The organism is Nonomuraea sp. NPDC049637, from assembly GCF_040675235.1.
Taxonomy (GTDB): Bacteria; Actinomycetota; Actinomycetes; order Streptosporangiales; family Streptosporangiaceae; genus Nonomuraea.
The window spans coordinates 405,938-432,073 of record NZ_JBFAOM010000002.1 but is presented as its reverse complement, the minus strand read 5'-3'; the positions used below and the strand labels follow the sequence as shown (position 1 = coordinate 432,073).

At 71.1% G+C, this 26,136-nt stretch carries 30 protein-coding genes, 2 tRNA genes and 1 riboswitch; of the genes, 14 read left to right on the top strand and 18 right to left on the bottom strand.

Features of this window, described 5'->3' with window-relative positions:
- The first annotated feature begins 3 nt into the window (after window positions 1–3).
- Window positions 4–996 carry an NAD(P)-dependent alcohol dehydrogenase gene (locus tag AB0J71_RS04510; protein WP_364412680.1) on the top strand — a complete coding sequence of 331 codons (993 nt, stop codon included), beginning with the start codon at window positions 4–6 and terminating at the stop codon, window positions 994–996.
- Here AB0J71_RS04510 and AB0J71_RS04505 read toward each other — a convergent pair.
- A complete protein-coding gene (locus tag AB0J71_RS04505; RefSeq protein WP_364412677.1) occupies window positions 980–1,543 on the bottom strand; it encodes a C40 family peptidase in 564 nt (187 codons plus the stop codon). The genes AB0J71_RS04510 and AB0J71_RS04505 overlap by 17 nt on opposite strands.
- Window positions 1,544–1,573: 30 nt before the next feature.
- A riboswitch (cyclic di-AMP (ydaO/yuaA leader) is annotated at window positions 1,574–1,734 on the bottom strand.
- A 99-nt stretch (window positions 1,735–1,833) separates the two neighbouring features.
- Here AB0J71_RS04505 and AB0J71_RS04500 point away from each other — a divergent pair.
- Entirely contained in the window at window positions 1,834–2,880 is a 1,047-nt protein-coding gene (locus tag AB0J71_RS04500) for a 3-isopropylmalate dehydrogenase (RefSeq protein WP_352319018.1), read from the top strand.
- A 200-nt stretch (window positions 2,881–3,080) separates the two neighbouring features.
- Window positions 3,081–4,178 carry a branched-chain amino acid aminotransferase gene (locus AB0J71_RS04495; RefSeq protein ID WP_352319020.1) on the top strand — a complete coding sequence of 366 codons (1,098 nt, stop codon included), beginning with the start codon at window positions 3,081–3,083 and terminating at the stop codon, window positions 4,176–4,178.
- A gap of 19 nt (window positions 4,179–4,197) precedes the next feature.
- On the opposite strand, the gene AB0J71_RS04490 is transcribed toward AB0J71_RS04495, so the two are convergent.
- Window positions 4,198–4,749, bottom strand: coding sequence for a Uma2 family endonuclease (locus AB0J71_RS04490; RefSeq protein ID WP_352319022.1), 552 nt, complete (start codon window positions 4,747–4,749; stop codon window positions 4,198–4,200).
- Between the two features lie 72 nt (window positions 4,750–4,821).
- On the bottom strand, window positions 4,822–5,469 hold the full coding sequence (locus AB0J71_RS04485; RefSeq protein WP_352319024.1) for an O-methyltransferase: 648 nt from the start codon (window positions 5,467–5,469) through the stop codon (window positions 4,822–4,824).
- A 133-nt stretch (window positions 5,470–5,602) separates the two neighbouring features.
- Here AB0J71_RS04485 and AB0J71_RS04480 point away from each other — a divergent pair, with 133 nt between their 5' ends.
- Together AB0J71_RS04480 and cimA are read left to right on the top strand one after the other, a co-directional pair.
- Window positions 5,603–6,247 (top strand): thioredoxin domain-containing protein, encoded by a 645-nt coding sequence (locus AB0J71_RS04480; protein ID WP_352319026.1) that lies wholly within the window; start codon window positions 5,603–5,605, stop codon window positions 6,245–6,247.
- 196 nt (window positions 6,248–6,443) lie between these two features.
- Window positions 6,444–8,021, top strand: coding sequence for a citramalate synthase (cimA, locus tag AB0J71_RS04475; RefSeq protein ID WP_352319028.1), 1,578 nt, complete (start codon window positions 6,444–6,446; stop codon window positions 8,019–8,021).
- Between the two features lie 31 nt (window positions 8,022–8,052).
- Here cimA and AB0J71_RS04470 read toward each other — a convergent pair whose 3' ends face one another.
- From AB0J71_RS04470 to AB0J71_RS04455, 4 genes are read right to left on the bottom strand one after another with little or no spacing between them, the layout of a single operon-like run.
- Window positions 8,053–8,460 carry a PIN domain-containing protein gene (locus tag AB0J71_RS04470; protein WP_352319030.1) on the bottom strand — a complete coding sequence of 136 codons (408 nt, stop codon included), beginning with the start codon at window positions 8,458–8,460 and terminating at the stop codon, window positions 8,053–8,055.
- Window positions 8,445–8,705, bottom strand: a complete 261-nt coding sequence (locus AB0J71_RS04465; protein ID WP_364412674.1) for a type II toxin-antitoxin system prevent-host-death family antitoxin — start codon at window positions 8,703–8,705, stop codon at window positions 8,445–8,447. Before AB0J71_RS04465 ends, AB0J71_RS04470 begins: the two co-directional genes overlap by 16 nt.
- Window positions 8,702–9,442, bottom strand: coding sequence for a response regulator transcription factor (locus AB0J71_RS04460; RefSeq protein WP_364412672.1), 741 nt, complete (start codon window positions 9,440–9,442; stop codon window positions 8,702–8,704). Before AB0J71_RS04460 ends, AB0J71_RS04465 begins: the two co-directional genes overlap by 4 nt.
- Window positions 9,439–10,569, bottom strand: coding sequence for a sensor histidine kinase (locus AB0J71_RS04455; RefSeq protein ID WP_364412670.1), 1,131 nt, complete (start codon window positions 10,567–10,569; stop codon window positions 9,439–9,441). The genes AB0J71_RS04460 and AB0J71_RS04455 overlap by 4 nt, the downstream gene beginning before the upstream one ends.
- Before the next feature lie 237 nt (window positions 10,570–10,806).
- On the opposite strand from AB0J71_RS04455, the gene AB0J71_RS04450 reads away from it, so the two are divergent.
- Complete coding sequence (locus tag AB0J71_RS04450; RefSeq protein WP_364412667.1) at window positions 10,807–11,457, top strand: hypothetical protein; 651 nt, start codon at window positions 10,807–10,809, stop codon at window positions 11,455–11,457.
- Here AB0J71_RS04450 and AB0J71_RS04445 read toward each other — a convergent pair.
- A complete protein-coding gene (locus AB0J71_RS04445) occupies window positions 11,454–12,311 on the bottom strand; it encodes a phosphotransferase (protein ID WP_364412664.1) in 858 nt (285 codons plus the stop codon). The genes AB0J71_RS04450 and AB0J71_RS04445 overlap by 4 nt on opposite strands.
- An 84-nt stretch (window positions 12,312–12,395) precedes the next feature.
- Between AB0J71_RS04445 and AB0J71_RS04440 the strand changes: the two genes are divergently transcribed.
- Complete coding sequence (locus AB0J71_RS04440; protein ID WP_352319042.1) at window positions 12,396–13,127, top strand: PIG-L family deacetylase; 732 nt, start codon at window positions 12,396–12,398, stop codon at window positions 13,125–13,127.
- A 5-nt stretch (window positions 13,128–13,132) separates the two neighbouring features.
- Here AB0J71_RS04440 and AB0J71_RS04435 read toward each other — a convergent pair whose 3' ends face one another.
- Window positions 13,133–14,764, bottom strand: a complete 1,632-nt coding sequence (locus AB0J71_RS04435; protein ID WP_352319044.1) for a heparinase II/III family protein — start codon at window positions 14,762–14,764, stop codon at window positions 13,133–13,135.
- A 139-nt stretch (window positions 14,765–14,903) separates the two neighbouring features.
- On the opposite strand from AB0J71_RS04435, the gene AB0J71_RS04430 reads away from it, so the two are divergent.
- Window positions 14,904–15,500, top strand: coding sequence for an HD domain-containing protein (locus AB0J71_RS04430; RefSeq protein WP_352319046.1), 597 nt, complete (start codon window positions 14,904–14,906; stop codon window positions 15,498–15,500).
- Here AB0J71_RS04430 and AB0J71_RS04425 read toward each other — a convergent pair.
- The 7 genes from AB0J71_RS04425 to AB0J71_RS04395 are packed head-to-tail and all read right to left on the bottom strand — an operon-like array spanning window position 15,497 to window position 18,466.
- Complete coding sequence (locus tag AB0J71_RS04425) at window positions 15,497–15,838, bottom strand: antibiotic biosynthesis monooxygenase (RefSeq protein WP_352319047.1); 342 nt, start codon at window positions 15,836–15,838, stop codon at window positions 15,497–15,499. The two genes, AB0J71_RS04430 and AB0J71_RS04425, sit on opposite strands and share 4 nt — an antisense overlap.
- A 25-nt stretch (window positions 15,839–15,863) precedes the next feature.
- Window positions 15,864–16,430 carry an alkaline shock response membrane anchor protein AmaP gene (locus tag AB0J71_RS04420; RefSeq protein WP_364412661.1) on the bottom strand — a complete coding sequence of 189 codons (567 nt, stop codon included), beginning with the start codon at window positions 16,428–16,430 and terminating at the stop codon, window positions 15,864–15,866.
- Window positions 16,427–17,074, bottom strand: coding sequence for a DUF6286 domain-containing protein (locus AB0J71_RS04415; RefSeq protein ID WP_364412658.1), 648 nt, complete (start codon window positions 17,072–17,074; stop codon window positions 16,427–16,429). Before AB0J71_RS04415 ends, AB0J71_RS04420 begins: the two co-directional genes overlap by 4 nt.
- Window positions 17,071–17,439 carry an Asp23/Gls24 family envelope stress response protein gene (locus tag AB0J71_RS04410; RefSeq protein ID WP_352319052.1) on the bottom strand — a complete coding sequence of 123 codons (369 nt, stop codon included), beginning with the start codon at window positions 17,437–17,439 and terminating at the stop codon, window positions 17,071–17,073. The genes AB0J71_RS04415 and AB0J71_RS04410 overlap by 4 nt, the downstream gene beginning before the upstream one ends.
- Window positions 17,436–17,624 (bottom strand): hypothetical protein, encoded by a 189-nt coding sequence (locus AB0J71_RS04405; protein ID WP_352319054.1) that lies wholly within the window; start codon window positions 17,622–17,624, stop codon window positions 17,436–17,438. The genes AB0J71_RS04410 and AB0J71_RS04405 overlap by 4 nt, the downstream gene beginning before the upstream one ends.
- A 30-nt stretch (window positions 17,625–17,654) precedes the next feature.
- Window positions 17,655–17,978 (bottom strand): hypothetical protein, encoded by a 324-nt coding sequence (locus AB0J71_RS04400; RefSeq protein WP_364412655.1) that lies wholly within the window; start codon window positions 17,976–17,978, stop codon window positions 17,655–17,657.
- Window positions 17,975–18,466, bottom strand: a complete 492-nt coding sequence (locus AB0J71_RS04395; protein WP_352319057.1) for an Asp23/Gls24 family envelope stress response protein — start codon at window positions 18,464–18,466, stop codon at window positions 17,975–17,977. The genes AB0J71_RS04400 and AB0J71_RS04395 overlap by 4 nt, the downstream gene beginning before the upstream one ends.
- A 154-nt stretch (window positions 18,467–18,620) precedes the next feature.
- On the opposite strand from AB0J71_RS04395, the gene AB0J71_RS04390 reads away from it, so the two are divergent.
- Complete coding sequence (locus AB0J71_RS04390; RefSeq protein ID WP_352319059.1) at window positions 18,621–19,397, top strand: fumarylacetoacetate hydrolase family protein; 777 nt, start codon at window positions 18,621–18,623, stop codon at window positions 19,395–19,397.
- Complete coding sequence (gene gltX / locus AB0J71_RS04385) at window positions 19,390–20,763, top strand: glutamate--tRNA ligase (protein WP_364412652.1); 1,374 nt, start codon at window positions 19,390–19,392, stop codon at window positions 20,761–20,763. Before AB0J71_RS04390 ends, gltX begins: the two co-directional genes overlap by 8 nt.
- On the opposite strand, the gene AB0J71_RS04380 is transcribed toward gltX, so the two are convergent.
- A complete protein-coding gene (locus AB0J71_RS04380) occupies window positions 20,657–21,907 on the bottom strand; it encodes an MATE family efflux transporter (RefSeq protein ID WP_364412650.1) in 1,251 nt (416 codons plus the stop codon). The two genes, gltX and AB0J71_RS04380, sit on opposite strands and share 107 nt — an antisense overlap.
- Window positions 21,908–21,961: 54 nt before the next feature.
- Here AB0J71_RS04380 and AB0J71_RS04375 point away from each other — a divergent pair, with 54 nt between their 5' ends.
- Window positions 21,962–22,504 (top strand): PadR family transcriptional regulator, encoded by a 543-nt coding sequence (locus AB0J71_RS04375; protein WP_352319063.1) that lies wholly within the window; start codon window positions 21,962–21,964, stop codon window positions 22,502–22,504.
- Window positions 22,505–22,574: 70 nt separating this feature from the next.
- Here the strand turns inward: AB0J71_RS04375 and AB0J71_RS04370 are convergent, their stop codons facing one another.
- On the bottom strand, window positions 22,575–24,545 hold the full coding sequence (locus AB0J71_RS04370; RefSeq protein WP_364412647.1) for a M3 family metallopeptidase: 1,971 nt from the start codon (window positions 24,543–24,545) through the stop codon (window positions 22,575–22,577).
- 166 nt (window positions 24,546–24,711) lie between these two features.
- Between AB0J71_RS04370 and AB0J71_RS04365 the strand changes: the two genes are divergently transcribed.
- The 3 genes from AB0J71_RS04365 to AB0J71_RS04355 all read left to right on the top strand — a co-directional run bounded on the left by AB0J71_RS04365 (window position 24,712) and on the right by AB0J71_RS04355 (window position 26,121).
- Window positions 24,712–24,783: transfer RNA gene (locus tag AB0J71_RS04365), tRNA-Gln, on the top strand.
- Window positions 24,784–25,384: 601 nt separating this feature from the next.
- On the top strand, window positions 25,385–25,963 hold the full coding sequence (locus AB0J71_RS04360) for a hypothetical protein (protein ID WP_364412644.1): 579 nt from the start codon (window positions 25,385–25,387) through the stop codon (window positions 25,961–25,963).
- Between the two features lie 82 nt (window positions 25,964–26,045).
- A tRNA-Glu gene (locus AB0J71_RS04355) sits at window positions 26,046–26,121 on the top strand.
- Window positions 26,122–26,136 lie beyond the last annotated feature (15 nt).

The following is a 26,136-nucleotide window of genomic DNA, read 5'->3' as shown; positions in this document are numbered from 1 at the left end:
ACGATGAAGGCGTACGTCCTGCGCTCGTTCGGCTCGCCCGACCAGCTCGTCCTGACCGACGTCGAGCGGCCCGTGCCGCGCGACGACGAGGTGCTGGTCCGGGTGCGGGCCACGTCCGTGCAGCCCTACGACTGGCACTTCATGCGGGGGGAGCCGTACCTGGCCCGGATCATGGGCGGCGGGGTCGGGCTGCACCGGCCCCGTATCGCCGTCCTCGGGGCCGACGTGGCGGGGGAGGTCGAGGCGGCCGGCAAGGACGTCACGCTGTTCCGTCCCGGCGACGAGGTGTACGCCATGTCGCTGGGGGGCGGCTTCGGCGAGTACGTCTGCCTGCGGCAGGGCGAGGTGGCGCCCAAACCGGCGGGACTGTCGTTCGAGCAGGCGGCGGCGGTGCCGATGGCGGCCAACACCGCGCTGATCGCGCTGCGCGACGAGGGACGCCTCCAGCCGGGCCAGAAGGTGCTGGTCAACGGCGCGTCCGGCGGCGTGGGCACGTTCGCCGTGCAGCTCGCCAAGGCGCTGGGGGCGCACGTCACGGGCGTGTGCAGCGGGCGGAACGCGGACCTGGTGCGCTCGCTCGGCGCGGACGACGTCATCGACCACACCAAGGAGGACTTCGCGGCCTCGGGCCGGCGCTTCGACCTGCTGCTCGACGTGGCGGGCGGTCGCCGGCTCGCGGACTGCCGCCGGGTGCTGACCAGGAAGGGCACGTACGTGCTGGTCGGCGGGCCGGCCGGTCGCTGGGTGCAGCCGGCCGGCCACATGTTCGCCGCGCTCGCGTCGGGGCCCTTCGTCCCGCAGCGGATCGTCAGGGCGGACGTCGTCCGCTGCGGGAGCAACAGGGCGAACCTGCTGACGCTGACCGGGCTGATCGAGCGGGGCGCGGTCACCCCGGTCATCGACAGGACCTTCCCCTTCGGCGAGCTCCCGGCGGCCGTCCGCTACCAGGAGGAGGGGCACGCCCCGGGGAAGGTCGTCGTCACAGGGTCGCGGTGAGCATGGCGGGGGCGGGGGCCTTCTGGAGCTGCTTGTAGTCGGCCCAGCGCTTGACGCCCTTGGGGTCGGGGCGTACCGCGCCGACGAAGGCCTGCCTGCGCCACTGCGACAGGCGTTCCTCCTTCACCACGTCGCCGGTGTGGGGGGAGTGGACCATGTAGCCGGGTTTGGAGATCATGCCGACGTGGCCGAGGCCGCTGAAGAACACCAGGTCGCCTGGTTTGAGGTCCTTCCAGGAGATCTTCCTGGAGAAGGCGCCGTACTGCTCCGCGGCGGTTCTGGGGAGCTCGATGCCGGCGTCCTCGTAGGCCCGGAGCATGAGGCCCGAGCAGTCGTAGCCCCGTTCGCTGGCGCCGCCCCACACGTACGGGGTGCCGCGCTTGTCCATGGCGTATTCGAGGGCGACCTTCCAGGCCGGTTTCGGCACGTGCCGTTCCTGGACCTGTTTCACCTGGGGGCCGGTGAGGGTGACGGAGGGGGTGGGGGCGGCCGGAGCGGCGGGAGCCGCGGGGGCGGCAGGCGCGAGACCTGCGGCGCCCGCTGCCACCGCCAAAAAGATGGCGATGCTAGACAGGGGACTGTCCTTCCACGTGGCCGACCGGGTTAGCTGACGGGCTCGGGCCTGGAAGTAGCCCTACGGCGACGCTCTCGGGGGAGAGGCGCAGCCGATTCGCCCCGGGGGGAAAGATGGGTCCCCGGCTCCACGCAGCGGCTGCGTGGATTAGGCTCGTCGGACTCTAACGAAACGGTCAAAAGGTCGCAATCCCCCCAAAACGGGTTGTCCGGTTGTTGAGATGATGTGTTCGTCAGCCGAGACGAGCCGGTAAGGTACCGCCCATGGAGTCGCGTAACATCCGCCTGGCCGTCATCCCTGGGGATGGCATCGGCGCCGAGGTCGTAGCCGAAGGGCTCAAGGTCCTGGAGGCCGTGGGCACGAAGATCGAGCCCACCCACTACGACCTGGGCGCAGCCCGCTACCACCGCACGGGCGAGACGCTGCCCGACGCGGTGCTCGAAGAGCTGCGCGGCTACGACGCGATCCTGCTCGGCGCCGTGGGCGACCCCAGCGTGCCGCCCGGCATCCTGGAGCGCGACCTGCTGCTCAAGCTCCGGTTCGAGTTCGACCACTACGTCAACCTGCGGCCGGTCAAGCTGTTCCCCGGCGTCGAGACCGCGCTGGCCGGCGCCACCGCCGAGCACATCGACATGGTCGTCGTCCGCGAGGGCACCGAGGGCCTCTACGCGGGCACCGGCGGCGTCATGCGCCGCGGCACGCCGCACGAGATCGCCACCCAGGAGTCGCTGAACACCGCCCACGGCGTCGAGCGCGTCGTGCGTTACGCCTTCCAGAAGGCTCAGTCGCGGCCCCGCAAGAAGCTCACGCTCGTCCACAAGACGAACGTGCTCACCTTCGCCGGCGACCTGTGGCAGCGCACGGTCAACCGCGTGGCCGCGGAGTTCCCCGACGTCACCACCGACTACAGCCACATCGACGCGGCCTCGATGTTCTTCGTCACCCAGCCCGAGCGCTTCGACGTGATCGTCACCGACAACCTGTTCGGCGACATCATCACCGACCTCGGCGCCGCGATCGCCGGCGGCATCGGCCTGGCGGCCAGCGGCAACATCAACCCCGAGCGCACCTCGCCGAGCATGTTCGAGCCGGTGCACGGCAGCGCGCCCGACATCGCCGGTCAGGGTAAGGCCGACCCGACCGCCACCATCCTGTCCGTGGGCATGCTCCTCGACCACCTCGGCCTGCACGCCGAGGCCGCCAAGGTCGAGCAGGCCGTGGCCGCCGACATCGCCGAGCGGGTGACCGGCCGCGCCGGCCGCACGACCAGCGAGATCGGCGACGACATCGCCGCGCGAGTAGCCGGCTAGGACCGCCTAGCCCCGCACGCGCCTGGCGGTCCGAACGCGGACTGCCAGGCGCTTTTTCGCGTTCTTCGGGATTGAACCCCCCCAAGTGCCTCTTGCCATCCCAAATCGCGAGACACTAGGAAGTACGAATACTGCTCGCGGGCAGTAGCTACCAGAATCAGCTTTCGAGTCGCAGATTCGTAGAGAGAAGGACCGTCGTCATGACCATCGCTCAGAAGCTCAGCTTCGACGTGCAGCATTCCGACCACGCTCGCACCGCGGCCGAGCGGGAGCAGGTACTGGCGAACCCCGGGTTCGGGCAGGTCTTCACCGACCACATGATCTCGATCGACTACACCGACGGCGAGGGCTGGCACGACGCCAGGCTCATGCCGTACGGGCCGCTCTCGCTCGACCCCGCGACCTCGGTCTTCCACTATGCGCAGGAGCTGTTCGAGGGCCTGAAGGCGTACCGGCAGATCTCCGGTTCGATCGCGACCTTCCGCCCGTACGCGAACGCCGCCCGCTTCAACCGCTCGGCCGAGCGCATGGCCATGCCCGAACTGCCGGAGGAGGCGTTCGTCGAGTCGCTGGAGCTGCTGGTCTCGGCCGACAAGGAGTGGGTGCCGACCACCGAGGGCCACAGCCTCTACCTGCGCCCGTTCATGTTCGCCACGCAGGCCGGGCTCGGCGTCAACTATCCGTCGAAGACCTACAAGTACATGGTGATCGCCTCGCCGGCGGCCTCGTACTTCAGCGGCGGCATCAAGCCCGTCTCGGTCTGGCTGTCCACCGAGTACACGCGCGCCGCGCCCGGCGGCACCGGCTTCGCCAAGTGCGGCGGCAACTACGCCGCCGCCTTCGTCGCCCAGCGCCAGGCCGTCGACAACGGCTGCGACCAGGTCGTCTGGCTCGACGCCCACAAGCACGAGTACGTCGAGGAGATGGGCGGGATGAACCTGTTCTTCGTCTTCGGCAACAAGCTCGTCACCCCGGCGCTCACCGGCACCCTGCTGCCCGGCATCACCCGGGAGTCGATCCTGGAGATGGCCGGCGACCTCGGCCTGGAGGCCGAGGAGCGGCTGGTCTCGGTGGACGAGTGGGAGTCCGCCTGCGCCTCCGGCGAGCTGACCGAGGTGTTCGCGTGCGGCACCGCCGCCGTGGTCACGCCGGTGGGGTCGGTCAGGGGCGACGACCGTGCCTGGACCATCGCCGACGGCACCCCCGGCCCGGTGACGATGCGGGTGCGCGAGGAGCTCGTCGGCATCCAGTACGGCGCCCGTCCCGACACCCGCAACTGGATCCACAAGATCGGCTAGACGCGCGGACGGCCGGCGTTCAGGCGCCGGCCTCCGTCAGGGCCGCGGTGTCGACGTGGAGGTTCCACGGGTCGGGCAGGAACACCGGCTCGCCCAGGGAGACGACGTTCTCGCTGCGGTAGCGCCGCCCGCCCGGCCCGCCGAACAGCGTCACCAGCCGCTGGAACGGGTCGATCACCAGGTAGAGCGGCACCCCGCCGCGCGCGTAACCGCCCGTCTTGACGAAGTGCACGTCGTACGTCGTGGCCACCGAGACGACGTCCACGAGCAGGATCGTCGAGGCGCCGTGGACGGCGTGCTCCTCGTGCAGACGCGGCCGGGGCGGGACCACGGCCAGGTCGGGCACGTAGAGGTCGTGGCCGGGGCCCAGGTAGACGGTGATGTTCGGCCAGATCTCCCAGCCCCGGACCGCCGCCGCGGTGGCGAGCTGGAACAACGTCCGGGACAGGATCGTGTTGTGCTGCCAGGTGCCCGGCTCGTTCACCACGATCCGGCCCTGGACCGTCTCGATGCGGAACTCGGGGAACAGCTCGCGCACGGTGCGGTAGCGCTCTTCCAGGGGCCTGACCATGCCGCCGTCCTCATGCTTCGCCGGGGGGTTTCCGAAGGATCACTCAGAGTAACGGCGGCGGCGTCCCGCGATCTAGTGGTTCTTCCTGATCATCGTGATCCCGTCGGCGACCGGCAGCATGACCACGCTCACCCGCGGGTCCTCGATCACCAGGTCGTTGAACTCGCGGATCTGCACCGTCGTCGTCTCCGAGTGCGCCGGGTCGGCCACGTGCCCGCTGCGCAGCGTGTTGTCGGCCAGCAGCAGGCCGCCCGGCCGCAGCCGCTCGACCAGCAACTCGTAGTAACCGGGGTAGTTGCCCTTGTCGGCGTCGAGGAAGGCCAGGTCGATCGGCTCGTCGAACGCGGCCAGCGTCTCCAGGGCGGGCCCGAGCGTCAGCGAGACGCGGTCGGTCACGCCGGCCCGCTCCCAGTAGCGCCGGGCGATCGACGTCCACTCCTCGCTCACGTCGAAGCAGTGCAGCCGCCCGCCGGACAACCCCCGCGCGATGCACACCGACGAGTAGCCGGTGAACGTGCCCACCTCGACCGCCACGGCCGGGGCCGTGAGCTGGGTCAGCATGGTGAGGAACCGGCCCTGGTCGGCGGAGATCTGCATCCTGGCGGCGTCGCCCGTCGCCTCGGCGGTCTCCCGCGCCAGCTCGTCGAGCAGGGGGTCGGGCGGGGTGGAGTGGTCGAGGATGTACCGGCCCACCGCGGGGTCGAGGAGGTTCGCCTTCATGAAGGTCATTCTCCCCTCACAGCGTTCTCTCATCGTCATCAGGTACCAATGAGGGAGCCGCCCCGGCCGGCTGTCCGGAGAGGGGTTCCGGCGTTGGTAGGGTCTGCGCGATCGGTGAGCTGGAAGTGGGCGGATGATGAAGCGGTTGGTTGCGGTCGTGGTCGCGTGTGCGGCGCTGGTGGTGCTGGGTGTGCTGGCCTTCTCGGAGCCGGGTGAGACGGCCGGGTCGGTACGCCTGACCAGGCAGCTCGACGGTTCGATGGTGCTGGCCGACAGGTCCAGCCACGCACCCGTCCTCGACGTGTACGAGGACTTCGACTGCCCGATCTGCAAGGAGATGCACGCCAAGGTCGACGGCACGATCCAGAAGCTGGCCAGGGAGGGCAGGCTCAAGGTCGTCTTCCACCCCGTGACGATCTTCCAGGACGAGCCCATGCGCTCCAACTCCATCAGGGCCGCGGCCGCCGCCCGATGCGTGCCGGAGGAGAACTGGCTGGCCTTCAGGGACGAGCTCTACGCCATGCAGCCCGCCCCGCACGGCTCGGCCTCGGGCTTCACCGTCGCGGAGCTGGTGGCCGCCGCCAGGAAGGCCGGCGCCTCGGTGGACGAGTGCGTGACCTCGCAGTCGTACGCCAAGACCCACCTGGCGGAGACCTCGAAGATCCGCATCCAGGGCACGCCGACCGTCCTGCTCGACGGGCAGCAGCTCGGCAACGAGGTGTTCGACCCGGCGGCGCTCGAACGCGCCGTCACCGGGGGCGCGGGCGTGCAAGTGTAAAGCTCGTGTCCACAAGTTGAGACCGATGTGCCAGATGGTGAATCCCTGTGGCAGACTGACAGGCACCATGTTCTACGGTCTGCTCATTATCGGCAGGCGCGCTGGCTGACAAAGGGACACCGCCAGCGCGCAGACCTCTCACGTCCGTGAGGGGTCTTTTTGTTTTCCAGAACACGGATCCGAAAGAAGAGACTTCATGGCCGACGACCGCTTCCACGTCTACGACACGACCCTGCGCGACGGCGCGCAGCAGGAAGGACTCAACCTCACCGTCGTCGACAAGCTCGCCATCGCACGGCAGCTGGACAGCCTGGGCGTCGGTTTCATCGAGGGGGGCTGGCCGGGCGCCAACCCCAAGGACACAGAGTTCTTCAGGCGCGCTCGAACAGAGCTCGACCTGAAGCACGCGCAGCTCGCCGCGTTCGGCGCGACCCGCCGGGCCGGTGTGAAGGCCGCCGACGACCCATTGGTAGCCGCATTGCGCGAATCCGGCGCGCCGGTCGTGACCCTTGTCGCCAAGAGCCACGACCGGCACGTGGAGCTGGCCCTCCGCACGACTCTCCAGGAGAACCTCGCGATGATCCGCGACACGGTCTCTCACCTTCGTGCGGAGGGACAGCGAGTCTTCCTCGACGCCGAGCACTTCTTCGACGGCTACACCTCCAACCCAGCCTACGCGCTGGAGGTACTGCGGACCGCCGCCGAAGCCGGGGCCGACGTCATCGCCCTGTGCGACACGAACGGCGGCATGCTGCCCGACGAGCTGGCCGACACCGTGCACGCGGCCGTCCAGACCGGGGCCCGCGTCGGCATCCACTGCCACGACGACACCGGCTGCGCCGTCGCCAACACCCTCGCCGCGGTCAAGGCGGGCGCCACGCACGTCCAGGGCTGCGCCAACGGCTACGGCGAGCGCTCCGGCAACGCCAACCTCTTCACCGTCGTCGCCAACCTCCAGCTCAAGCGCGGCTTCGACCTCGTGCCGCGGGAGGCGCTGGCGGACATGACGCGCATCGCCCACGCGATCACCGAGGTCACCAACGTCACCCCCAACTCGCACGCCCCCTACGTCGGCATGTCCGCCTTCGCCCACAAGGCCGGCCTGCACGCCAGCGCCATCAAGGTCGACCCCAACCTCTACCAGCACATCGACCCGGCCGCCGTGGGCAACGACATGCGCATGCTCGTCTCCGACATGGCCGGCCGCGCCTCCGTCGAGCTCAAGGGCCGCGAGCTGGGCTACGAGCTGACCCCCGAGCACACCAAGACGCTCGTCGAGCGGGTCAAGGAGCTGGAGTCGCAGGGCTTCACCTTCGAGGCCGCGGACGCGTCGTTCGAGCTGCTGCTGCGCGACACCGTCCAGGGGGCGCGCCGGCGGCACTTCGAGGTGGAGTCGTGGCGGGTCATCGTCGAACGGACCAAGGGCGGCGAGCTGGTCAGCGAGGCCACCGTCAAGCTGCACGCCAAGGGCGAGCGCATCGTCGCCACCGGCGAGGGCAACGGCCCCGTGAACGCCCTGGACAAGGCCGTACGGCAGGGGCTCGAACAGCTCTACCCCGAGCTGGCCCGGCTGGAGCTGGTGGACTACAAGGTGCGCATCCTCGAAGGCACCCACGGCACGGACGCCGTCACCCGCGTCCTCATCACCTCCAGCGACGACACCGCCGAGTGGGCGACGGTGGGGGTGGCCGAGAACATCATCGACGCCTCCTGGCAGGCGCTGGAGCAGGCGGTCACGTACGGCCTGCTGCGCGCGGGCCGCGACTGCGGCTGACCCGGGCGGACCCACTGGGCGCTGCCGGGTGTCAGTGAGGAAGGACCACAGCCCGTACGCCGGGGAGATCGTCGAACGCGGCGGAGGCGTCCATGGTGACCACGACGCGCGCGGTGGCCGCCGCCGTCGCCGCGATGAGCAGGTCGTAGGCTCCTCGCTTCTTCCCCTGCCGCCGGACATGGGCCATGAGGCGCCCATGAACTCTGGCGACGTCCGTGGTGTACTCCTCGACCGGAATCAGGGCGAGGGTCTCGTCCACGAACGCCTGCCTGTGCGGGCGTCGGGTGTCGTCGGCCAGTTCGACGCCCACGAGCAGTTCGGCCACGGTGATCGCCGCGATCGCCACATCGTCGGTGTCCCCGACCACTGCGTCGATCGCGGCCCTGCCGCGTCCGGCTGCGATGAGCACTCCTGTGTCCAGGATCAGGCGTCGGGCCACGTGTCCCTCATCTCGTCGTCGAACGCCTCGCGGGCTGCGCCGACATCGGTTTCGAAGTCGGCGTCCAAGGAGGCCGCGCTTCTCGCCAGGAACGCCTTGACCATGCGGCCCGGCGCCGTGGGAGCCGGTCCGATCACGGCTATCTGCTTCCCGCCGCGCGTAACCACGATCGTCTCTCCGTGTTCGACCTCGTCGAGGACGGCGGCGAAGCTTCTGGACGCTTCGGTGGCGGTCATCACCTTCATGAAATCAGATTATCTGATCGATGGGACGTCGTCCGGGGGTCGCCGGGGCGGACGAGGCCGGATTCGTAGGCGTGGCGGACCATCTGGGCGCGGTCGCGGAGGGCGAGTTTGGTCAGCAGGCGGTTGATGTGGGTGCTGACGGTCGCCTCCGTGATGGACAGCGTGCCGGCGATCTCGGTGTTGGACAGGCCCTGCGCCACCAGCCGCAACACCTCCTCCTCCCGGGCGGTCACCCCCGTGGCCGACGGCGCCGGGGGCGGTGCCGTACGCCGGTAGGCCGCCACGACGCGGCCGGTGACCGCCGGGTCGAGCAGGACGTCGCCCCGCGCGGCGCTGCGGATGGCGGCGAACAGGTGCTCGGGCGGCGACACCTTGAGCAGGAAGCCGCTGACCCCGGCGTGCAGCGCGAGGTCGAGGTTCTCGTCGGTGTCGTAGGTGGTCAGCATGATCACTCGCGGGGGTGTCGGGGTCGCGAGGATGCGGCGGGCGGCCTCCAGCCCGTTCAGGCGGGGCATCGCGATGTCGAGCAGTACGACGTCGGGGCGCAGGTTGCGAGCCAGCTCCACGGCCCGCTCGCCGTCGGCCGCCTCGCCCAGCACGGACAGGTCCGGCTGGGTGCCGATCATCAGGCGCAGCCCGGCCCTGATCATCGCCTGGTCGTCGGCGATCACCACGCCGATCCCCCCGCCGCCGGGCTCGTCAGGGGTGGAGGGGGTGTTCGGGGAGGAGGGGGTCACAGGGGGAGCTCCGCCCGTACCGTGAAGCCGCCTTCGGGGAGGGGCGCCGCCGTCAGCGTGCCCTCGAAGAGGGCGGCGCGCTCGCGCATGCCGATCAGGCCGTGGCCGCCGCCCCCGCCCGACGGCGGCCGGGGGCCGAGCGGCCCCCGGTCCGTGATCTCCAGCCGGAGCTCCGCCGGCAGGTACGAGACGCGCACCGCCGCCCGCGTCGGCCCGGCGTGCTTGAGGGTGTTGGTCAGCGCCTCCTGGACGATCCGGTAGGCCGACAGATCCAGCCCGGCGGACAACGGCACCCGCTCGCCCGACACCGCCAGCGTGACGTCGAGCCCGGCCGACCTGAACTGCTCCAGCAGGTCCTCCAGCCGGTCCAGGCCGGCCTGCGGGAGCAGGTCGCCGGCCTGCGTGCCGCGCAGCAGCCCGAGCATGCGCCGCAGCTCCTCCATGGCCTCCCGGCCGGCCGCCTCCACCGTGGTGAGCGCCTGCCGCTCGGGCTCCTGGTCCGCGCGCAGGAGCAGCCGTACGGTGCCGGTGTGCATGGTCATCACGCTGACGCTGTGCGCGACGATGTCGTGCAGCTCGCGGGCGATGCGGGCACGTTCCTCCTGCACCGACTCGCGGGCCAGCAGCGCGCCGCGCTCGGCCGCCTGCACGGCCAGCACACGGTGGCGGCGTACGGCCAGGCCGGCTCCGGCGGCGATGGCGCACATCACCAGCGCCACGGCGACGTCCCCCCATCCCGACGGAGGGGAGGTCCTGGACAGCATGGCGGCCACGAACACGCCGGTCGCCGTCAGCCCGGCCACGGCCCGCGCGCTGTCGGGACGCACCTCGGCCAGCAGCGTGCACAGCAGCACGAGCTGGGTGTAGAACTGCCACGCCGCGGGGGAGCCGGGCGTCAGCGCGAACGTCGCGATGTTGGCGGCCGAGTAGACGGCCAGGATCGCGAACGGCGCGCGCGTCCTGAACAGCATCGCGACGGCCGTGACCAGCCCGGCGGCGATCCACAGGAGCAAATGGGAGCGGGGAGAGGCCATCGAGCGCACGCTGACCTCCTCCGCGACCGCGAACAGGGCCACGACCGCCGCTACGAGCCAGTCGACGGGGGAGGGGGAACGGCGGTGGAGCATGAGGCGAGAGTAGCCCGCCCGGATTGTCGCAATGCGCAGCGAAACCCAGCGAAAGGCAGCGGAGTCCACCGAAAGGCAGCGGATTCCACCGAAAGGCGGCGGACTCTACCGAAAGCAGCGCAATCCTGCGAAAGGCGGCGGACTCCAGCGAACGCAGTGGAATCCGCCGGAAGGGGGACGCCGAGTCCAAGCCTGCCTTGACGACGGCCCCGGCGAGTGACGCCTACCGTGCCCGGCATGTTCACCGACGCACTCTCCATCCGCCGCTTCCTGGCCGGCGCGAGCCTCGTCCTGGCCCCGGTCTGCCTGATCCTCGGCATGATCACCGACCCGTCCGAGCCAGGGGTCGAGGACCCGCTGGCCTACGCGCACAACCCGGGCGCCGTGGGCGTCAGCGCGACGCTCCTGCACTACAGCTGGGTGCTGTTCGTGCCAGGGGTGATCGGCATGGTCCTGCTCGTCCGGGGCAAGGGCAGGGCGCTGGCCACCGTCGCGGGCGCGCTCGCGGTGCTCGGCCTGACCAACTTCTCGTCGCTGATGATCTCGGACTTCTTCGACATCGTGCTCTTCGACGCCCTGCCCGCCGCGCAGGCCGAGCAGCTCATGCAGGACGCGGCGCAGCCCGCCCTCATCGCCGCCTGGCAGCTGCCCGGGATGATCGGGTCCTTCCTGGGCCTGGTCCTCGTCGCGGTCGCGTACGCGCGGGCGGGGCTGGCGGGCTGGTGGTTCCCGGCGGGCGTGCTGGTGGGCATCGTGGTGTGGCTGTTCGGCGCGAGCGCGTGGAATCTGGTCCTCGGCATCGGCGGCCCGGTCGTCCTGCTGGCCGCGTTCGGCACCGTCGGCGTGTCGATCATCCGCACGCCGGCGCGGCGCGAACGGGCGGCCTAGAGCCGGTCGGGGCCGCCGTCCTCGTCCAGCCAGGCCACGACGTGGGTGGTGAAGCTGTCCACGAGCGTCAGGGGTTCGCCGGCCAGCACGAGGAGGGCGACGAGCTGGTTGACGCCGAACGCGCGCTCCCACGTGACCGCCCGCCGGTAGGTGCCGGCGTCGACGGCGTCGCGCAGGTGCTCCCAGCCGTGCCAGCCCATGAAGGCCGCGTCGATCGCCGGGTCGAACAGGTGAGCCCGGTCCCAGTCGAGGACGCCGACCAGCTTGCCGTTCGCGTCCCAGTGGACGTTGTCGCCGACGAGGTCGCCGTGGACCAGCGTGTCGGGGACCTGTTCCAGGGCCAGGGCGTCGTCGAGGCGCCGGCGTCCCTCCTCCCGCCACCTGGCCGGGAAGCGCGGGATGACCTCTTCGGCCAGGATCGTGCTCCAGCTCGCCGGCCCGGCGTACGAGCGCGGGGCGGGCAGCAGGGCGCGCAGCTCCGGGGTGACGGGCAGCTCGCGCAGCGCGCCGAGCAGCTCGCCGATCAGCGCCGGATCGCCCTTGCCCGCGCCGAGACCGGCGCCGTCCAGCCAGGACACGGCCACGGCGGCGCGCTCGCCGAACGTCGTCACCGGCGTCAGCGGCTCGGGCACCGCGAACGGCAGCCCGGCGGCCGCGATCGCGCGCAGCAGCTCGGTCCGCCGCGGCAGCGCCGCGCTCACGCTCGGCCGCCGGCCGACCCGCACGGCCGCCACCCCGGGGAGCAGCACGACGTCGTGCATCCCGCCGGGGGCGAGCCGCGCACTGCGGAGGGGAGCGCCGGGCACGAGCGCGTCGGCGATCTCCAGCAGGTCAGGGGGCACGGGCTGGCTCATCGGCTCATCTCTTCGGAGGGGAGGGTTACGCGTAGAGCCTACGCGGGTCCCGGCCGGTGCCCGGCCTCCATACGATGGTGACCCATGAGCTTCAGTGTGCTCGGCGTGCACGCCCACCCGGACGACGAGGCGATCTGGACCGGCGGCACCCTCGCCAAATACGCCGACGAGGGCGCCACGACCGCCGTCGTCACCTGCACCTGGGCCGAGGGCACCCAGCGGGCGCGGGAGCTGGAACGGGCCCTCGACATCCTCGGCGCGGGCAAGCCCCGGCTGCTCGGCCTGGCCGACGCGGGCAAGCCCGAGTCCGCCCCCGGCCGTCCGCGCTTCCTCGACGTGCCGTTCGACGAGGCGGTGGGCCTGCTGGTCGAGCACATCAGGGCCGTCCGGCCCGACGTCGTGCTCACCTTCGACGGCTTCGGCGGCTACGGCCACCCCGACCACGTGCACGTGCACCGGGTCACCCTGGCCGCGGTCGAGGCGGCCGGCTACGACCAGCTCTACCCCGGCACGGGCGACCCCTGGCGGCCGCACGCCCTCTACCTGGCGACCGTCCCGCGCTCGGTCGTGACGGCCCACTGGCGGGCGGTCTTCGGCGCCGACCCGGAGCCGGGCCAGGCCCTGCCCGGGGTCCCCGACCACCAGGTCTCCGCCGCGATCGACGTCTCACGCTGGTCGGAGCGCAAGTGGGCGGCCATGCTCGCCCACGAGTCCGAGGTGGAGCGCGGCGCGTCGATGACCATGCTGACCGGGCTGCCGGAGCGGGCCCGCGCCCAGATGCTCGCCAACGAGTGGTACCGGCGGATCGCCTTCTAGACCGGCTAGAGCAGGCCCGCGGAGAGGGTCTCGCCCTCGACCTTGAGCTTGCCCCCCGAGCACGACACCTCGGGCGAGCCGGTGCCCGGCACGATCACCGTCAGCAGCGACTTCGCCGCCGGCGACACCACCACGTTGGTCGCGTCCTTGGCCAGGTAGGTGGGCGACACCCAGCCCAGCCTGCCGCCGCGCTCCACCTTCTGGCCGCCGACCCGCTCGCACGAGGAGAACTGCATCAGCGTCACCTTGAAGGCGCCGTCGGCCAGCACCACCTTGCCGCCGCCGTTCGAGACGACCTTGTACGAGGGCGCGAACCGCCACACGTTCCTGACCTTCTTGCCCCCGGAGGCCGTGTCGAGCACCGCCATCAGGTCCTGGCCGTGGTTCACCAGCACCGAACGCGTCCGGCTCACGCCGTAGGCCCGGTCCGTGAGGCGGAAGGCCTGCCGGTCCTTGCCGTAGGAGGTCTTGGTCAGCTTGGACGAGGTGCGCGGCCGGAACCGGGCCCCCTCGACCGTCGGCACGTTGTGCGCCTCGGGGGAGAGCGTCCAGTAGCGGTAGGCGCTCTTCTCGTAGGAGTGGAAGCCGCCGTCCATGAGGATGTCGCGGCCCTGCGCGTAGTACGTCACGCCCAGGTGGTCCTCGTGCCCGTGGAACTTCATGCCGGGCCCGAACCTGATCGAGTAGTACGACGAGTCCGGCTTGCCCCAGGCCGTCCGGCCGTAGACGTAACCGGCCTTGTAGACCTTGACCTTCTGCTTCGGGGTGCCGGTCTCCATCTTCGGCTCGGTCTCGGCGCTGCCGTCGCCGATCGGGACCATGTAGCCGTTGGGCATCGTGGAGTGGGCGATGAAGTCCTTCAGCGCCTCGGCCCGCCGGCTGATCTCGGCCGGCACCTTGCGGTCGCACGCCTTCATGTTGGCGATGGCGACCTGGAGGCGGCCGTACACGTAGACGGCGTAGCGGGGGGCCTGCTCCATGAGCGCGCCCTGGGAGTCGACGTCGAGCTTGACCGTGCCGGTGAGCCGCCTGGAGGCCAGGTTCGACCAGTCGGAGCGGCCGTACCGGCAGCCGATGCCCATGAGGGCGATGTCCTGGTCGATGCCGTGGTTGTGGCCCTTCTTGTACAGCCGCGCGTCCGACAGCAGCTTGGCGTGGTCGGCCAGGCTGTCCTTCAGCCAGCTCTCCTTGACGTGCATGCTCAGGCACAACAACGGCTGCGTGCGCAGCGAGACCGGGTGGTCCTTCCACACGTACGGCCTGGTGGCGGGGGCCCCGCGCCGGTTGTTCGCCACCCAGTCCTTGGTGATCTCGGTGGCACGATCCAGGTAACGCCGCTCGCCGGTGTTCTCGTAGGCCACGACCAGCGTGCCCATCCAGCGCAACGACTGGAAGACGAACTCCCACGACCGGTTCCGGTACGGGCTCGCCCCCCAGTCGACGTCCTTGCCCAGCTTGTACGCCGGCAGCCCGACCAGCGAGATCTCGCCCTTCATGACGTCCTCGGCCGTCGGCGTGCCCGGCAGCCAGTCGCCTTGGCACTGCGCGGTACGGGTCACCTTGTCGGCGGCCTGCGCCGGGCTCGTCAGCCCGCCGAGCGCGAGCGTGAGGGCAAGAGGTATCGCGAGCCGGCGCACGCCAGGGTTCCTTCCGGACAAGAAAGTGAGGGCGGGACATGCTTTCGGAATCACGATCAACCGGTCAAGTCGCGTACCGGATCGTTAACGGCCCGATGCCCGCCGGTGCCTGCGGCGGCGTGAATGTCATGCTGGAGCCGTGAGATTCGACGACATCGTGCTGCCCGACACGCCCGCCTGCCGCGGCGCGCTGGAGGTGGCCACCCGCTACCAGACACCCTCGCTGCTCAACCACTCGCTGCGTGCGTACCTGTGGGCCGCCGCGTACGCCCAGAGCAGGGCGATCGACTTCGACGCCGAGCTGCTCTACGTGTCGTCCATGCTGCACGACATCGGCCTGGTCGCCGAGTTCGACAGCCACACAGTGCCGTACGAGGAGGCCGGCGGCCACGTGGCCTGGGCCTTCTGCGCGGGGGCCGGCTGGTCGCCCGAGCGCCGGCTGCGCGCCGCCGAGGTGATCATCAGGCACATGTGGGAGGAGGTGCCGGTGGAGGAGGACCCGGAGGGCCACCTGCTGGAGCTCTCCACCGGCATGGACATCTCCGGCCGGCGTACCGAGGACATCCCCGACGGCGTGCGGCGTGAGGTGCTGGAGCGCTACCCGCGGCTGGAGATCGCCAAGGAGTTCGCCGCCTGCATCGCCGACCAGGGCGCGCGCAAGCCGTCGAGCTACGCGGGCCGGTTCGTGCGCGGCGGGATCGCCGACCGCATCGCCGCCAACCCCCTCGACGCCTAGCCCTTGGGCCCGGCGCTCTGCACGACGTCGAAGCTCCACACCTGGGAGTCCGTCGCCGCCGGGCCCTGCCCGTGACCGTGCCCCTGACCCTGCCCCGCGGCGGCCTGGGCGTGGCCGCGCTGGAACGCCTGGCCCTGCTGCCAGGCCTGGAAGTCCTCCTCGCTGCGCCAGCGCGTGTAGACGAGGTACTGGTCGGTGCCCTCGACCGGCCGCAGCAGCTCGAACCACTCGAACCCGTCGGCCGACTCGACCATCCCGGCCCGGCCGGAGAACCGCCGCTCCAGCTCCTCCCGCATCTCGGCGGGCACGGTCAGGACGTTGATCTTCACGATGGACAACGGAGGACCCCTCTCGGCGAAAGCCTTAGCGCACGACCCGCTGCGTCGCAGGTGAGGGCTCCAGGCTAACGCGGGCCACCGCCGGCACGTGATCCCTGTCCAGCGCGTCCCGCAGGTTCGGCAGGGTGACCCGGGACAGGTGCTCGCTCAGCTCGCTCATCGGGGCGGCCTCGTCGGCGGCCACGCGCAGCCGCACCTCCGGTTGGCCGCGCGGGCCGACCAGGTCGGCGTCGGCGTTCAGGACGGCGGGGCTGGCCGCGACGTCGGCGGCGACCGCATGGGCCATCCCGCCCGCGGCGATCTCGGTGACGCCGTCCGGGCCGGCCTCCAGGCGCAGCCGGGTGCGGGCGTCCCTGCGGCCCTGCGCGACCAGCCAGCGCAGGGCCAGCAGCGCGACCAGGACCGACACGGCGGCCACGGCCCACCACACGGGCGGGCTGTTGCGGGCGAAGAACCCGCGCACGCCCGCGTCCACGATCGGGGTGGACGGCCCCAGCAGCCCGCGGGCCAGCGCCAGCCCGCCGAGCACGGCCAGCACCAGCCCCACCAGGGCCAGCCCCCACCGGTTGCCGCGGCCGGTCTTCCTGTTCATCGGCGCTCCTTGACGTTGACCGCCACCCGGTACGGCTCCACCGGGTCCAGCCCGGCGAGCCTGGTGAGGACGGCTTCGCGCACCGCCCGGCCGAAGCCCTCATCGTCCCAGCCGGACGTGGCGGGGGTGACGGCGACCGTGTGGCCGCGCAGGCTGGCGTGCGCCGAGCGCACCCCGGGCACCTCCTCGGCGGCGTGCTCCAGAGCCCTGGTGAAGCTCTTGGGACGCACGCCGATGATCAGGTCGGGGTCGCCGGTCCGCACGGGGACCATCCGCGGCCGTCCCGGCACCAGGGCCGTGACCAGCAGCGCCAGGCCCACCAGCGCCACGATCGCGGCCCCGGTCAGGAACAGCGGGTCGGACCACGGCGTCGTGGTCGCCCACGCCAGCATCCGGTCGTAGGGCAGCCATCGCAACGGGCTGCCGGCCAGCGCGGAGATCGTCTCGGCGGCGACCAGCAGCCCCAGCAGCGTGAGCAGGACGGCGACCACGATGGCGGGCACCCGGCGCTGCGGCCGGAACGCGCGCACCGCGGCCCGGTCGGCGCCCTTGTCCCGCGGCGGCGCGGCCCCCGGCTCCCCCGCTCCCACCGGGACGGCCCCCCGCGCCTCCTCGGGCTCCTCGGACGGGAGAGGGCGGGTCATGCCGGGCCTCCCGCCAGATCGGTCATGATCACGTCGAGGCGGGTGACGTCGAGGCCGGTCTGCATGGCCACCCGGTTGCGCACGTGCTCCCGCAGCCGCGCGGCCACGGCGTGCAGCGGGGCCGGGTAGGCGACGGTCACGTCCAGCTTCAGGGTGGCCCGCTCGCCGCGCACCTCGGCGCTGGACGAATGCGTCCACGGCGCCCCGCCCAGCCGCACGTCGAGCACCTCGGGCACCTCCCGCGCCGCGCAGCAGGCGATCTTGGCGACCACCCGCTCGGCAACCTCCGTACGGCCCCGCCGCTCGGGCTCGGCCGCCGGCGCGAGCCGCTGCCGGGGAACCGTGACGTGGGGAGTGGTGGTCATCGCCGCCTCGCGGTCAGGCCGGACAGGTTCACCTCGCCGGTCTCGGCGACCTTGCCGACCAGGAAGCCGACCGCGCCGAGCACGAGGACGAGCAGGAATGCGCCGAGGCCGCCGAAGGCCCCCGCGAGTCCGAGGATGATGCCGACCGCCATGCCGATGACCGGCAGCCAAGGGACGTTGCTCATGATTCCTCCACGTCGTCGATCACGTGTCGATCACGTGTCGATCACGTCGTCGATGCGTACGTTGACGGGACGCCCGCCGCCCGGCTCCCACACCGCCTGGCGGACGTCCTCGGCGGTCTCGGGCAGCGGCCGTTCCAGGGTCGCCACGATGGCGATCTCCACCGTGTCCCCGTCGGCCGAGACGCCCATCACCCGGGCCCCGGGCAGGTACGTCGCCACCGTCCCGAACGGGCCGCCGGACAGCCCCGCCACCCCCGGGCAGGCCCGTACGAGCTCGGCCAGCGTCTCGGCCTCCGCCTTGGCGTCGGCGTCGGCGTCGTCCCGCGTGTAGGCGGTGGCGCCGGGCCCGGTCATTGGACCCGGGGCTCCGGCTGCTCGGCGTCCTCGCCCCTGCCGCGGTCCCTGTCGCGGTCCTGGCCGGGCAGGTGCACGTCGTCCACCCTGATGTTGACCTCGGTCACCTCCAGGCCGCACATGCGCTCGACCGCCGCGATGACGTTCCTGCGCACGGCCGCGGCCAGGTCGGGGATGGCGGTGCCGTACTCGGCGACCAGGTCCATGTCCACGGCCGCCTGGCGCTCGCCGACCTCGACCGAGACGCCCTGAGCGACGCTGCGCTCACCGCCGACCATCCCGCGCACGTTGCCGAGCGCCCTGGCGGCGCCGCCGCCCATGGCGTACACGCCGGAGACCTCGCGTGCGGCCAGTCCGGCGATCTTGGCGACGACGACGTCGTCGATGCTCGTCGTGCCCTTGTCGGTGACCAGCGAAGTCGCCGGCCCGCCCTCCTGCGTTCTGGCCCGCGGTACGGCAGAAGTCTGGTTGACCATCGTGTCCGGCACGTTCCGTCACCCCCGTAGAAGTCTCTGATAAGCAGAGATATCCGCCCAACAACCGCCGATGCGCTACAAAACGGACTCTGGGGCCATTTATGGAGAGTTCCTGACTTTTTTGGCGGTGGGCGGACCCCTCCGGCGGCGGCGATAGCCTTGTCAGGTGCGTATAGCGAGGTTCTCCACAGGCGAAGGCGTGTCGTTCGGCGTGGTCGAAGGCGGCCCTGGAGAGGAGTTCGTCTCCACGGTCTCCGGCCATCCGTTCGGCCAGGTGCAGTTCACCGGCGAGCGCTTCCCGCTGTCCCAGGTGAAGCTGCTGGCCCCGATGCTGCCGAGCAAGGTCGTCGCCATCGGCAGGAACTACGCCGAGCACGCCCGCGAGATGGGCAACGAGGTGCCCGACGAGCCGCTCATCTTCATGAAGCCGTCCACGTCGGTGATCGGCCACGGCGAGGCCATCGCCTACCCGACCTCGCTGTCCGACCGGGTCGACTACGAGGGCGAGCTGGCCGTGGTGATCGGCAGGCTCTGCCGCGACGTGCCCGTCGACCGGGTCAAGGACGTCATCTTCGGCTACACCTGCGCCAACGACGTCACCGCCCGCGACCTGCAGAAGAAGGACGTGCAGTTCACCCGGGCCAAGAGCTTCGACACGTTCTGCCCGCTCGGGCCCTGGATCCAGACCGATCTCGACGCGAGCGACCTCGCGCTGACCACCACGGTCAACGGCGAGATCCGGCAGAGCGGCCGCACCAGCCAGCTCATCAACGACATCCCCGCGCTGGTCGCCTACGTCAGCGCCGTCATGACGCTGATCCCCGGCGACGTCATCCTGACCGGCACCCCGGCGGGCATCGGCCCGCTGGAGATCGGCGACGAGGTCAGCGTCGGCATCGAAGGCATCGGCACTCTCACGAACAAGGTGGTCTCCCGTGACTGATCTACGGGTGCGTTTCGCCCCGTCCCCGACCGGCATGTTCCACGTCGGCGGCGCCCGCACGGCGCTGTTCAACTGGGCCCTCGCCGAACAGTCCGGCGGCCGCTTCGTCCTGCGCGTCGAGGACACCGACGCCACGCGCAACCGTCCGGAGTGGACCGAGGGCATCATCTCGGCGCTCGACTGGATCGGCATCAACGGCACCAACCCGGTGTTCGAGGGCCCCTACTTCCAGTCGGCCTACGAGCCGCAGCACCGCGAGGCCGTGGCCAAGCTGCTGGCCGACGGCAGGGCGTACCACTGCGACTGCACCCGCGAGACCCTGGTGGCCCGCACCGGCTCCGAGCACAAGGGCTACGACGGGTTCTGCCGCGAGCGCGGCCTGAGCGAGGGCGCGGTGCGCTTCCGCACCCCCGACGAGGGCGTCACCCTCGTCGAAGACCTGATCAGGGGCAACGTCGAGTTCCCCAACGAGGCCCAGGAAGACTTCGTGATCGCCCGCACCGACGGCTCGCCGCTCTACGTGCTGGCCAACGCCGTCGACGACATCACCCAGGGCATCACGCACGTCGTGCGCGGCGAGGAGCACCTGGGCAACGCCGCCAAGCAGGTGCTGCTGTGGCCGGCGCTCGGCGCCAACCCGCCGGTCTGGGCCCACCTGCCGGTGATCGTCAACGAGCAGCGCAAGAAGTTGTCCAAGCGCCGCGACAAGGTGGCCCTGGAGGACTACCGCGACGAGGGCTACCTCGCCGAGGCCATGGTCAACTACCTGATGCTGCTCGGCTGGGGCCCCGGCGAGGACCGCGAGATCATGCCGTGGGCGGAGATGGTCCCGCTGTTCAGGCTGGAGGACGTCAACTCCGCCAGCGCCTTCTTCGACGAGAAGAAGCTGCGGGCCTTCAACGGCGAGTACATCAGGGCCCTGCCGCTGGAGACCTTCGAGGAGCGCTGCTCGCCCTACCTCGACCCCACCTGGGACCGCGAGCTGTTCAGCAAGGTCGCGGCGCTGGCCCAGACCCGCATCGGCGTGCTGTCGGAGATCCGGCAGAACGTCGACTTCCTCTTCCTCGACGAGCCCGTCTTCGACCAGCCGTCCTGGGACAAGGCGATGAAGAACTCCCCGGTGGAGATCCTCGACGGCTATCTCGACCGCCTCCGGACGGTCGCCTGGGACCCTGAGTCGCTCAAGGAGGCCCTGGAGGAGGTCGGCGCGCCGCTCGGGCTCAAGCTGGGCAAGACCCAGGCCCCCGTGCGCGTGGCGATCACCGGCCGGACGGTGGGCCTGCCGCTGTTCGAGTCGATCGAGGTGCTCGGGCGCGAGCGCTCCATGGAGCGGATCCGAGCGGCGCTAGCGCGCCTGCGAGGCTGAGCGACGACCCGACGGCCATCGACAGCCACACCCCCGTGACACCGAGCCACGAGCTCAGCAGATAGGCGAGGGGCAGCTGCACCGCGAAGCCCGCCAGCGTGGCGGCGAGCAGGCGGCTGCCCCTTCCGCTCGCCTGGAGCACCCCGCCGACGGCGATCAGCCCGCCGAACGGCACCAGGTAGAGCGCCATCCAGCGCAGGAAGCCCACGGCCACCGCCGGGTCGTCGGTGAACAGCCCGGCCGCGGGCACGGCCACCAGGTTGAGCACGACCGCGACCGCCGCCCCCGTCACCAGCCCGAGCCGCAGCGGTGACCCGACCGGCTCCGACCGCGCGGTACGGATCATCGCCGCCTGGCGCAGCGCGTAGAAGACCATGACCCCGGCCAGCATGATCTTCTGGCCGATGCCGTACCCGGCGACCTCGGCCGTGCCGAACCCGGCCACGATCTCCACCAGCGCCATCCCCACCAGGGAGCGGGCCAGGAAGTCGCCCGACATGGGCAGGCCCGTCCGCAGCACCTCGCCGGCGAGCAGGCCGTCGCCGCCGGCGGCGCGGAGCCGTACGAGGGAGGTCGCGGCCACCCCGAGCGTGACCAGCCGCGCCGCCACGGTGGCCAGCGCGGCCCCCTGGACGCCCAGGTCGAGGCCGTAGATGAACAGCGGGTCCAGGACGACCACCAGGGCGTTGCAGATCAGCGCGTTCCGCATGGGGGTCTTCGTGTTGCCCAGCCCCTTGAGGATGCCGTCCACGACGGTCTGGGCGAAGAACACCGGCAGCCCGGCCAGGGAGACCAGGAAGAAGCCGGCCGTCAGCCCGGGATCGTCGGTGAACAGGGCCGCCAGCGGCTCGCGCAGCAACACGCCGGGGACGGCGACGGCGACCGAGAACGCGGCCCACAACACCCAGCCCGTCCTGATCACCGGCCCGATCGGCGCGTGCCCGTCCCGCCGCCCGATCAGCACGGTCACCCCCGTCGGGACGGCCAGGAACAGCCCGTAGGCCAGGTATTCGGCCGTGGTGCCCACGGTGACGGCCGCGAGGGCGCCCTCCCCGAGCCCCGAGACCCACAGCAGGTCGATCACCCCCACCGCGACCACGGCGGTGAGCAGCTCCACGTAGATGGGGAGAGCCAGCCTGAACATGCGTACCTCGTTTCGTTGTACCTCGTTTAGAGGTATAGCGTTACGATGCACGACATGGCAAGCGGCGGGGATCTGTCCCTCACCATCCTGGGATTCCTGAACGAACGTCCGATGCACGGCTACGAGCTCAAGGCCCGCCTGACCGCGCTCACCGGCCACCTCCGCCCGGTCAGCGACGGAGCCCTCTACCCCGCCATATCGAGACTGGAGAGCAAGGGCCTGGTCGAGCGGCACGAGGAGGCGGGCGCGGCGGCGGCCCGCAGGCAGGTGCTCACGCTCACCGGCAAGGGCCGCGAGGAGCTGCTGCGGCGGCTGCGCGAGCCGAGCGAGCTCGACGTCAGCGACCAGACGCGCTTCTTCGCCCTGCTGACGTTCCTGTCGGCGCTGCCCGACCCCGCCGACCGGTCACGGGTGCTGCGCCGCCGCCTGGCCTTCCTGGAGGCCCCGGCGAGCTTCTTCTACGAGGACGGCCGGCCGGTCCGGATCAAGGACGAGCCCGACCCGTACCGGCGGGGGATGCTGGAGATCGCCCGCGCGTCGAGCCGGGCGGAGAAGGAATGGCTCCGGCAGCGCATCGAGGAGCTGCCGGAGCCGTAGGGAAAGCCTCATCGAGGGAGGCGGGGGAGGCGGGGGAGGCGGGGGAGTCTGGGGGGCGGGGGAGCGGCGGTCAGTCGAGGCCGCGGCGGGCCAGCAGCGGCCCGATGCCCGGCTCGCGCCCGCGGAAGTTGCGGAAGGCGGTCAGCGGGTCGATGCTGCCGCCCCTGGAGAGCAGCTCGCGGCGGAAGTGGTCGCCGTTCGCCCTGGTCAGGCCGCCGTTCTCCTTGAACCACTCCACGCTCTCCGCGTCGAGCACCTCGCTCCAGATGTAGGAGTAGTAGCCGGCGCTGTAGCCGCCCGAGAAGATGTGGGCGAAGTAGTTCGTCCGGTAACGCGGGCGCACGAGCCGCACGTCGATCCCGGCCGCCTCCAGGGCCCGCTGCTCGAACGCCTGCGCGTCGGCCACCTGCTCGCCGGGCGCCAGCCGGTGCCAGGCCCAGTCGAGCAGCGTGGCCGCCAGGTACTCCACCGTCGCGAAGCCCTGGTTGAACTTCTCAGCCGCGTTGAGCTTGTCCACCAGCTCGGCGGGCATCGGCTCGCCCGTCTCGTGGTGCTTGGCGTAGTTGGCCAGGACCTCCGGCCAGGTCACCCACATCTCGTTGACCTGCGAGGGGTACTCGACGAAGTCGCGCGGCACGCTGGTGCCCGACACGCGCGGGAAGCGCACCTGCGAGAACAGCCCGTGCAGCGCGTGGCCGAACTCGTGGAAGGCGGTGTTCACCTCGTCGTACGTCAGCAGCGTCGGCCCCGAGGCCGGCTTGGTGATGTTGAGGTTGTTCATGACCACCGGCAGCTCGCCGAACAGGTGCGACTGGTCGACCAGGTTGTTCATCCACGCCCCGCCGCGCTTGTTCGCCCTGGCGTAGGGGTCGAGCAGGAACAGGCCGAGCGCGCCGCCGTCCTCGTCGAACACCTCGAAGACGGTCACGTCGGGGTGGTAGCCGCGCAGGTCGGGCCGCTCGGTGAAGGTGATGCCGTAGAGCTTGGTGGCGGCGAAGAAGACGCCGTCCCTGATGACCCGGTTCAGCTCGAAGTAGGGGCGCATGGCGTCGGCGTCGAAGTCGTAGCGGGCCAGCCGCACCTTCTCCGAGTAGTACGACCAGTCCCACGGCTCGATCTCGAACCCGGCCTGCTCGGTCAGCGCCTCGGCCTCCTTGCCGGCGTTGCGCACCGCCGGGCCGACGAGCTGGCCGAGCATCTCCTCGACCGCCTCGACGGTCTTGGCCGTCTGGTCGGCCACCGAGTAGGCGGCGTGGTCGGGGAAGCCGAGCAGCGCGGCCCGCTCGGCCCGCAGCGTGGCCATCCTGGCGGCCCGGTCGAAGTTGCCGGGGGCGCGGCCGACGCTCCGCTCGTACAGGCGGCGGCGCACGTCCCGGTCGGTGAGCTGGGCCAGGCCGGGCTGGTTGGTGAAGTTCAGCAGCGGCAGGACGTACGTGCCGTCGTCCTGGCGCAGGGACTCGATCCTCGCCTCGTCGAAGCCGTCGAGCTCCTTGGGGTCGGTGAGGACCAGGGCCTCCTCGGTGGACGCCTTGAGCAGGGTCTGCGCGAACTCGGTCGACAGCTTCGACAGCTCGCCGTTGAGCTCGCGCAGCCGGTCCTGCTCCGGCTCCGACAGGTCGGCGCCGGCCCGGACGAAGTCCTCCCGGTACTTCTCCAGCAGCCACGCCTCCTCGGCGTCGGACGTGCCGACCTGCTTGATCCGCGCCCACAGCGCCCGGTTGAGGCGGATCGCGTCGTTGTGCGCGGTCAGCTTCGGGGAGATCTCCTTCTCGATCTCCATGATCCCGTCGCTGGAGTTGGACGCGGCCATGCTGAAGAAGACCGTGGCCGTGCGGTCGAGGATCCGCCCCGAACGCTCCAGGGCCGCGATCGTGTTGTCGAAGGTGGGCGGCTCGGTGTTGTTCGCGATCGCGTCGACCTCGGCCAGGTGCTCGGCCATGCCGCGCTCGAACGCGGGCAGGTAGTGCTCCTCGCGGACGTTCGCGAACGGCGGCAGCTGGTACGGCAGGCTACTAGGGGCGAAGAACGGGTTCTCGGCCAACGCTTGGGCTCCTCCACGTGGTGTTTTGTCCTCTTCAGCTTGGCACGTCAGAGCCCGTGCCGCAGGCGGCCGGACGCCGCTTCGGCAATCGTTTTGGTCTTACCCCCCGAGCTGGGCTATTCTTTCGGACGTCGCCAAGCGCGCTCCGAGAAGGGGTTCGCAGCGGTGGGGTATGGTGTAATTGGCAGCACGACTGATTCTGGTTCAGTTAGTCTAGGTTCGAGTCCTGGTACCCCAGCAAGTCAACGAAACGGATGTCTCTCTGAGAGACATCCGTTTTTTCGTGTCGGCGGTCAGTCGGATCGCCAGGCCGTCCAGGATCTCGCTGATCCTCCGGCGGTCCGCGACCGTGTTGCCCGGGGTGGCCACGGCCGCCTTCCTGATCAGATGGTCCCATGTGCCTGATGTGCGTCCGCGCGTCCGCGTCGGACACGCCGATGTCCCCAGGACGGCCCTGACCCTGTCGTACGCGGACGAAGTCATCATGCTGGACATCCGTGTGACGGCGGGTGCGGTTTCGTTCCGCAGGAGGCTGTTGAGGGCTTCGGGGCGGAGGGCGTGTCCGGAGGCCGGCGGGCTGGACGGAGATCGCGGGCGAGGCGGCCGACGTCATGCCCGCGCTCGACGTGGGGCCGGCCGGCTGCACGCCCGCTGGGAGGAGCCGGCACGTGCGATGCGGGCCACGAATGAGCGGTGCGGGTCGCGTATGAGCGGTGCGGGCCGCGTACGAGGGGAGGCCGCGCCCCCGTGGCCTTCCGTCGCGGGCTGCTCGGCGGGAGGTCGCGCCGCCGTCGTGGCCTTCCGTTGCCAGGTGCTCGGCGGGTAGCCTCCCTCGCCTCATGGAGGAATTCCGCATGCGCGAGGGCGGCCTCGCTCGTTTCGTCGCGCCGTTCGCCGCGCCGCTGGCGCTCTTCTTCGCCGTCTGCCTGCTGCTCGGGGCCGTCTTCACCGGCAGCTCGGCGCTGGGCGTCCTGGTCGGCGCGCTCGCCACGGCGGCGCTGACCGGCGTGCTCGTCGTCAAGCACCGCCGTCTGGTCGCGGGCACGGTGGTGCGCTTCTCGCCGGAGGGCGTGGAGCTGGCCGACGCCCGGGGCTTCCGGGTGCGCCTGCGCTGGCCCGACATCACCCGGATCGGCGTGGTGGACACCCAGCCGGCCGACCCGCGGCTCCTTGGCCGGTCCGGCGGCGTACGCGTACGCGTCCAGGCGCTGCGGTCGGTGGGGCTGGTCGGGTGGGGCGAACGCGCGCTCCCGCCGCAGGCGCCGCGGTGGATGCGCGAGCGCCTGGCTCGGGTGCCCGCCGACCCCGTCACCGGACGGCCCGAGGTCGCGATCCCGCTCGGCGAGATCGACCCGCTGTGGGAACGGGGGCCGATGGGCGACTGGGTCCGCCGCCACAGGCCCGATCTCATGCGCTGATAAGCGGTTTGGTTGTGGTCTGCGGGGTGCGGTAGAGTTACCTGCGTCGCCGGGGAGACCCGGCACACCAGCTTGTGGACAAGGTCCCGTCGTCTAGTGGCCCAGGACGCCGCCCTCTCAAGGCGGTAGCGCCGGTTCGAATCCGGTCGGGACTACCACGATCACAAGCTGTG

Coding starts and splice junctions, on each gene's coding strand:
- AB0J71_RS04440 (WP_352319042.1), top strand. CDS start 12,396: ATGAGCTTCAGTGTGCTCGGCGTGCACGCCCACCCGGACGACGAGGCG.
- AB0J71_RS04450 (WP_364412667.1), top strand. CDS start 10,807: ATGTTCACCGACGCACTCTCCATCCGCCGCTTCCTGGCCGGCGCGAGC.
- cimA (WP_352319028.1), top strand. CDS start 6,444: ATGGCCGACGACCGCTTCCACGTCTACGACACGACCCTGCGCGACGGC.
- AB0J71_RS04490 (WP_352319022.1), bottom strand. CDS start 4,749: ATGGTCAGGCCCCTGGAAGAGCGCTACCGCACCGTGCGCGAGCTGTTC.
- AB0J71_RS04445 (WP_364412664.1), bottom strand. CDS start 12,311: ATGAGCCAGCCCGTGCCCCCTGACCTGCTGGAGATCGCCGACGCGCTC.
- AB0J71_RS04500 (WP_352319018.1), top strand. CDS start 1,834: ATGGAGTCGCGTAACATCCGCCTGGCCGTCATCCCTGGGGATGGCATC.
- AB0J71_RS04380 (WP_364412650.1), bottom strand. CDS start 21,907: ATGTTCAGGCTGGCTCTCCCCATCTACGTGGAGCTGCTCACCGCCGTG.
- AB0J71_RS04375 (WP_352319063.1), top strand. CDS start 21,962: ATGGCAAGCGGCGGGGATCTGTCCCTCACCATCCTGGGATTCCTGAAC.
- AB0J71_RS04510 (WP_364412680.1), top strand. CDS start 4: ATGAAGGCGTACGTCCTGCGCTCGTTCGGCTCGCCCGACCAGCTCGTC.
- AB0J71_RS04360 (WP_364412644.1), top strand. CDS start 25,385: ATGGAGGAATTCCGCATGCGCGAGGGCGGCCTCGCTCGTTTCGTCGCG.
- AB0J71_RS04495 (WP_352319020.1), top strand. CDS start 3,081: ATGACCATCGCTCAGAAGCTCAGCTTCGACGTGCAGCATTCCGACCAC.
- AB0J71_RS04485 (WP_352319024.1), bottom strand. CDS start 5,469: ATGAAGGCGAACCTCCTCGACCCCGCGGTGGGCCGGTACATCCTCGAC.
- AB0J71_RS04410 (WP_352319052.1), bottom strand. CDS start 17,439: ATGACCACCACTCCCCACGTCACGGTTCCCCGGCAGCGGCTCGCGCCG.
- AB0J71_RS04465 (WP_364412674.1), bottom strand. CDS start 8,705: ATGAAGGTGATGACCGCCACCGAAGCGTCCAGAAGCTTCGCCGCCGTC.
- AB0J71_RS04405 (WP_352319054.1), bottom strand. CDS start 17,624: ATGAGCAACGTCCCTTGGCTGCCGGTCATCGGCATGGCGGTCGGCATC.
- AB0J71_RS04400 (WP_364412655.1), bottom strand. CDS start 17,978: ATGACCGGGCCCGGCGCCACCGCCTACACGCGGGACGACGCCGACGCC.
- AB0J71_RS04455 (WP_364412670.1), bottom strand. CDS start 10,569: ATGCTCCACCGCCGTTCCCCCTCCCCCGTCGACTGGCTCGTAGCGGCG.
- AB0J71_RS04415 (WP_364412658.1), bottom strand. CDS start 17,074: ATGACCCGCCCTCTCCCGTCCGAGGAGCCCGAGGAGGCGCGGGGGGCC.
- AB0J71_RS04420 (WP_364412661.1), bottom strand. CDS start 16,430: ATGAACAGGAAGACCGGCCGCGGCAACCGGTGGGGGCTGGCCCTGGTG.
- AB0J71_RS04480 (WP_352319026.1), top strand. CDS start 5,603: ATGATGAAGCGGTTGGTTGCGGTCGTGGTCGCGTGTGCGGCGCTGGTG.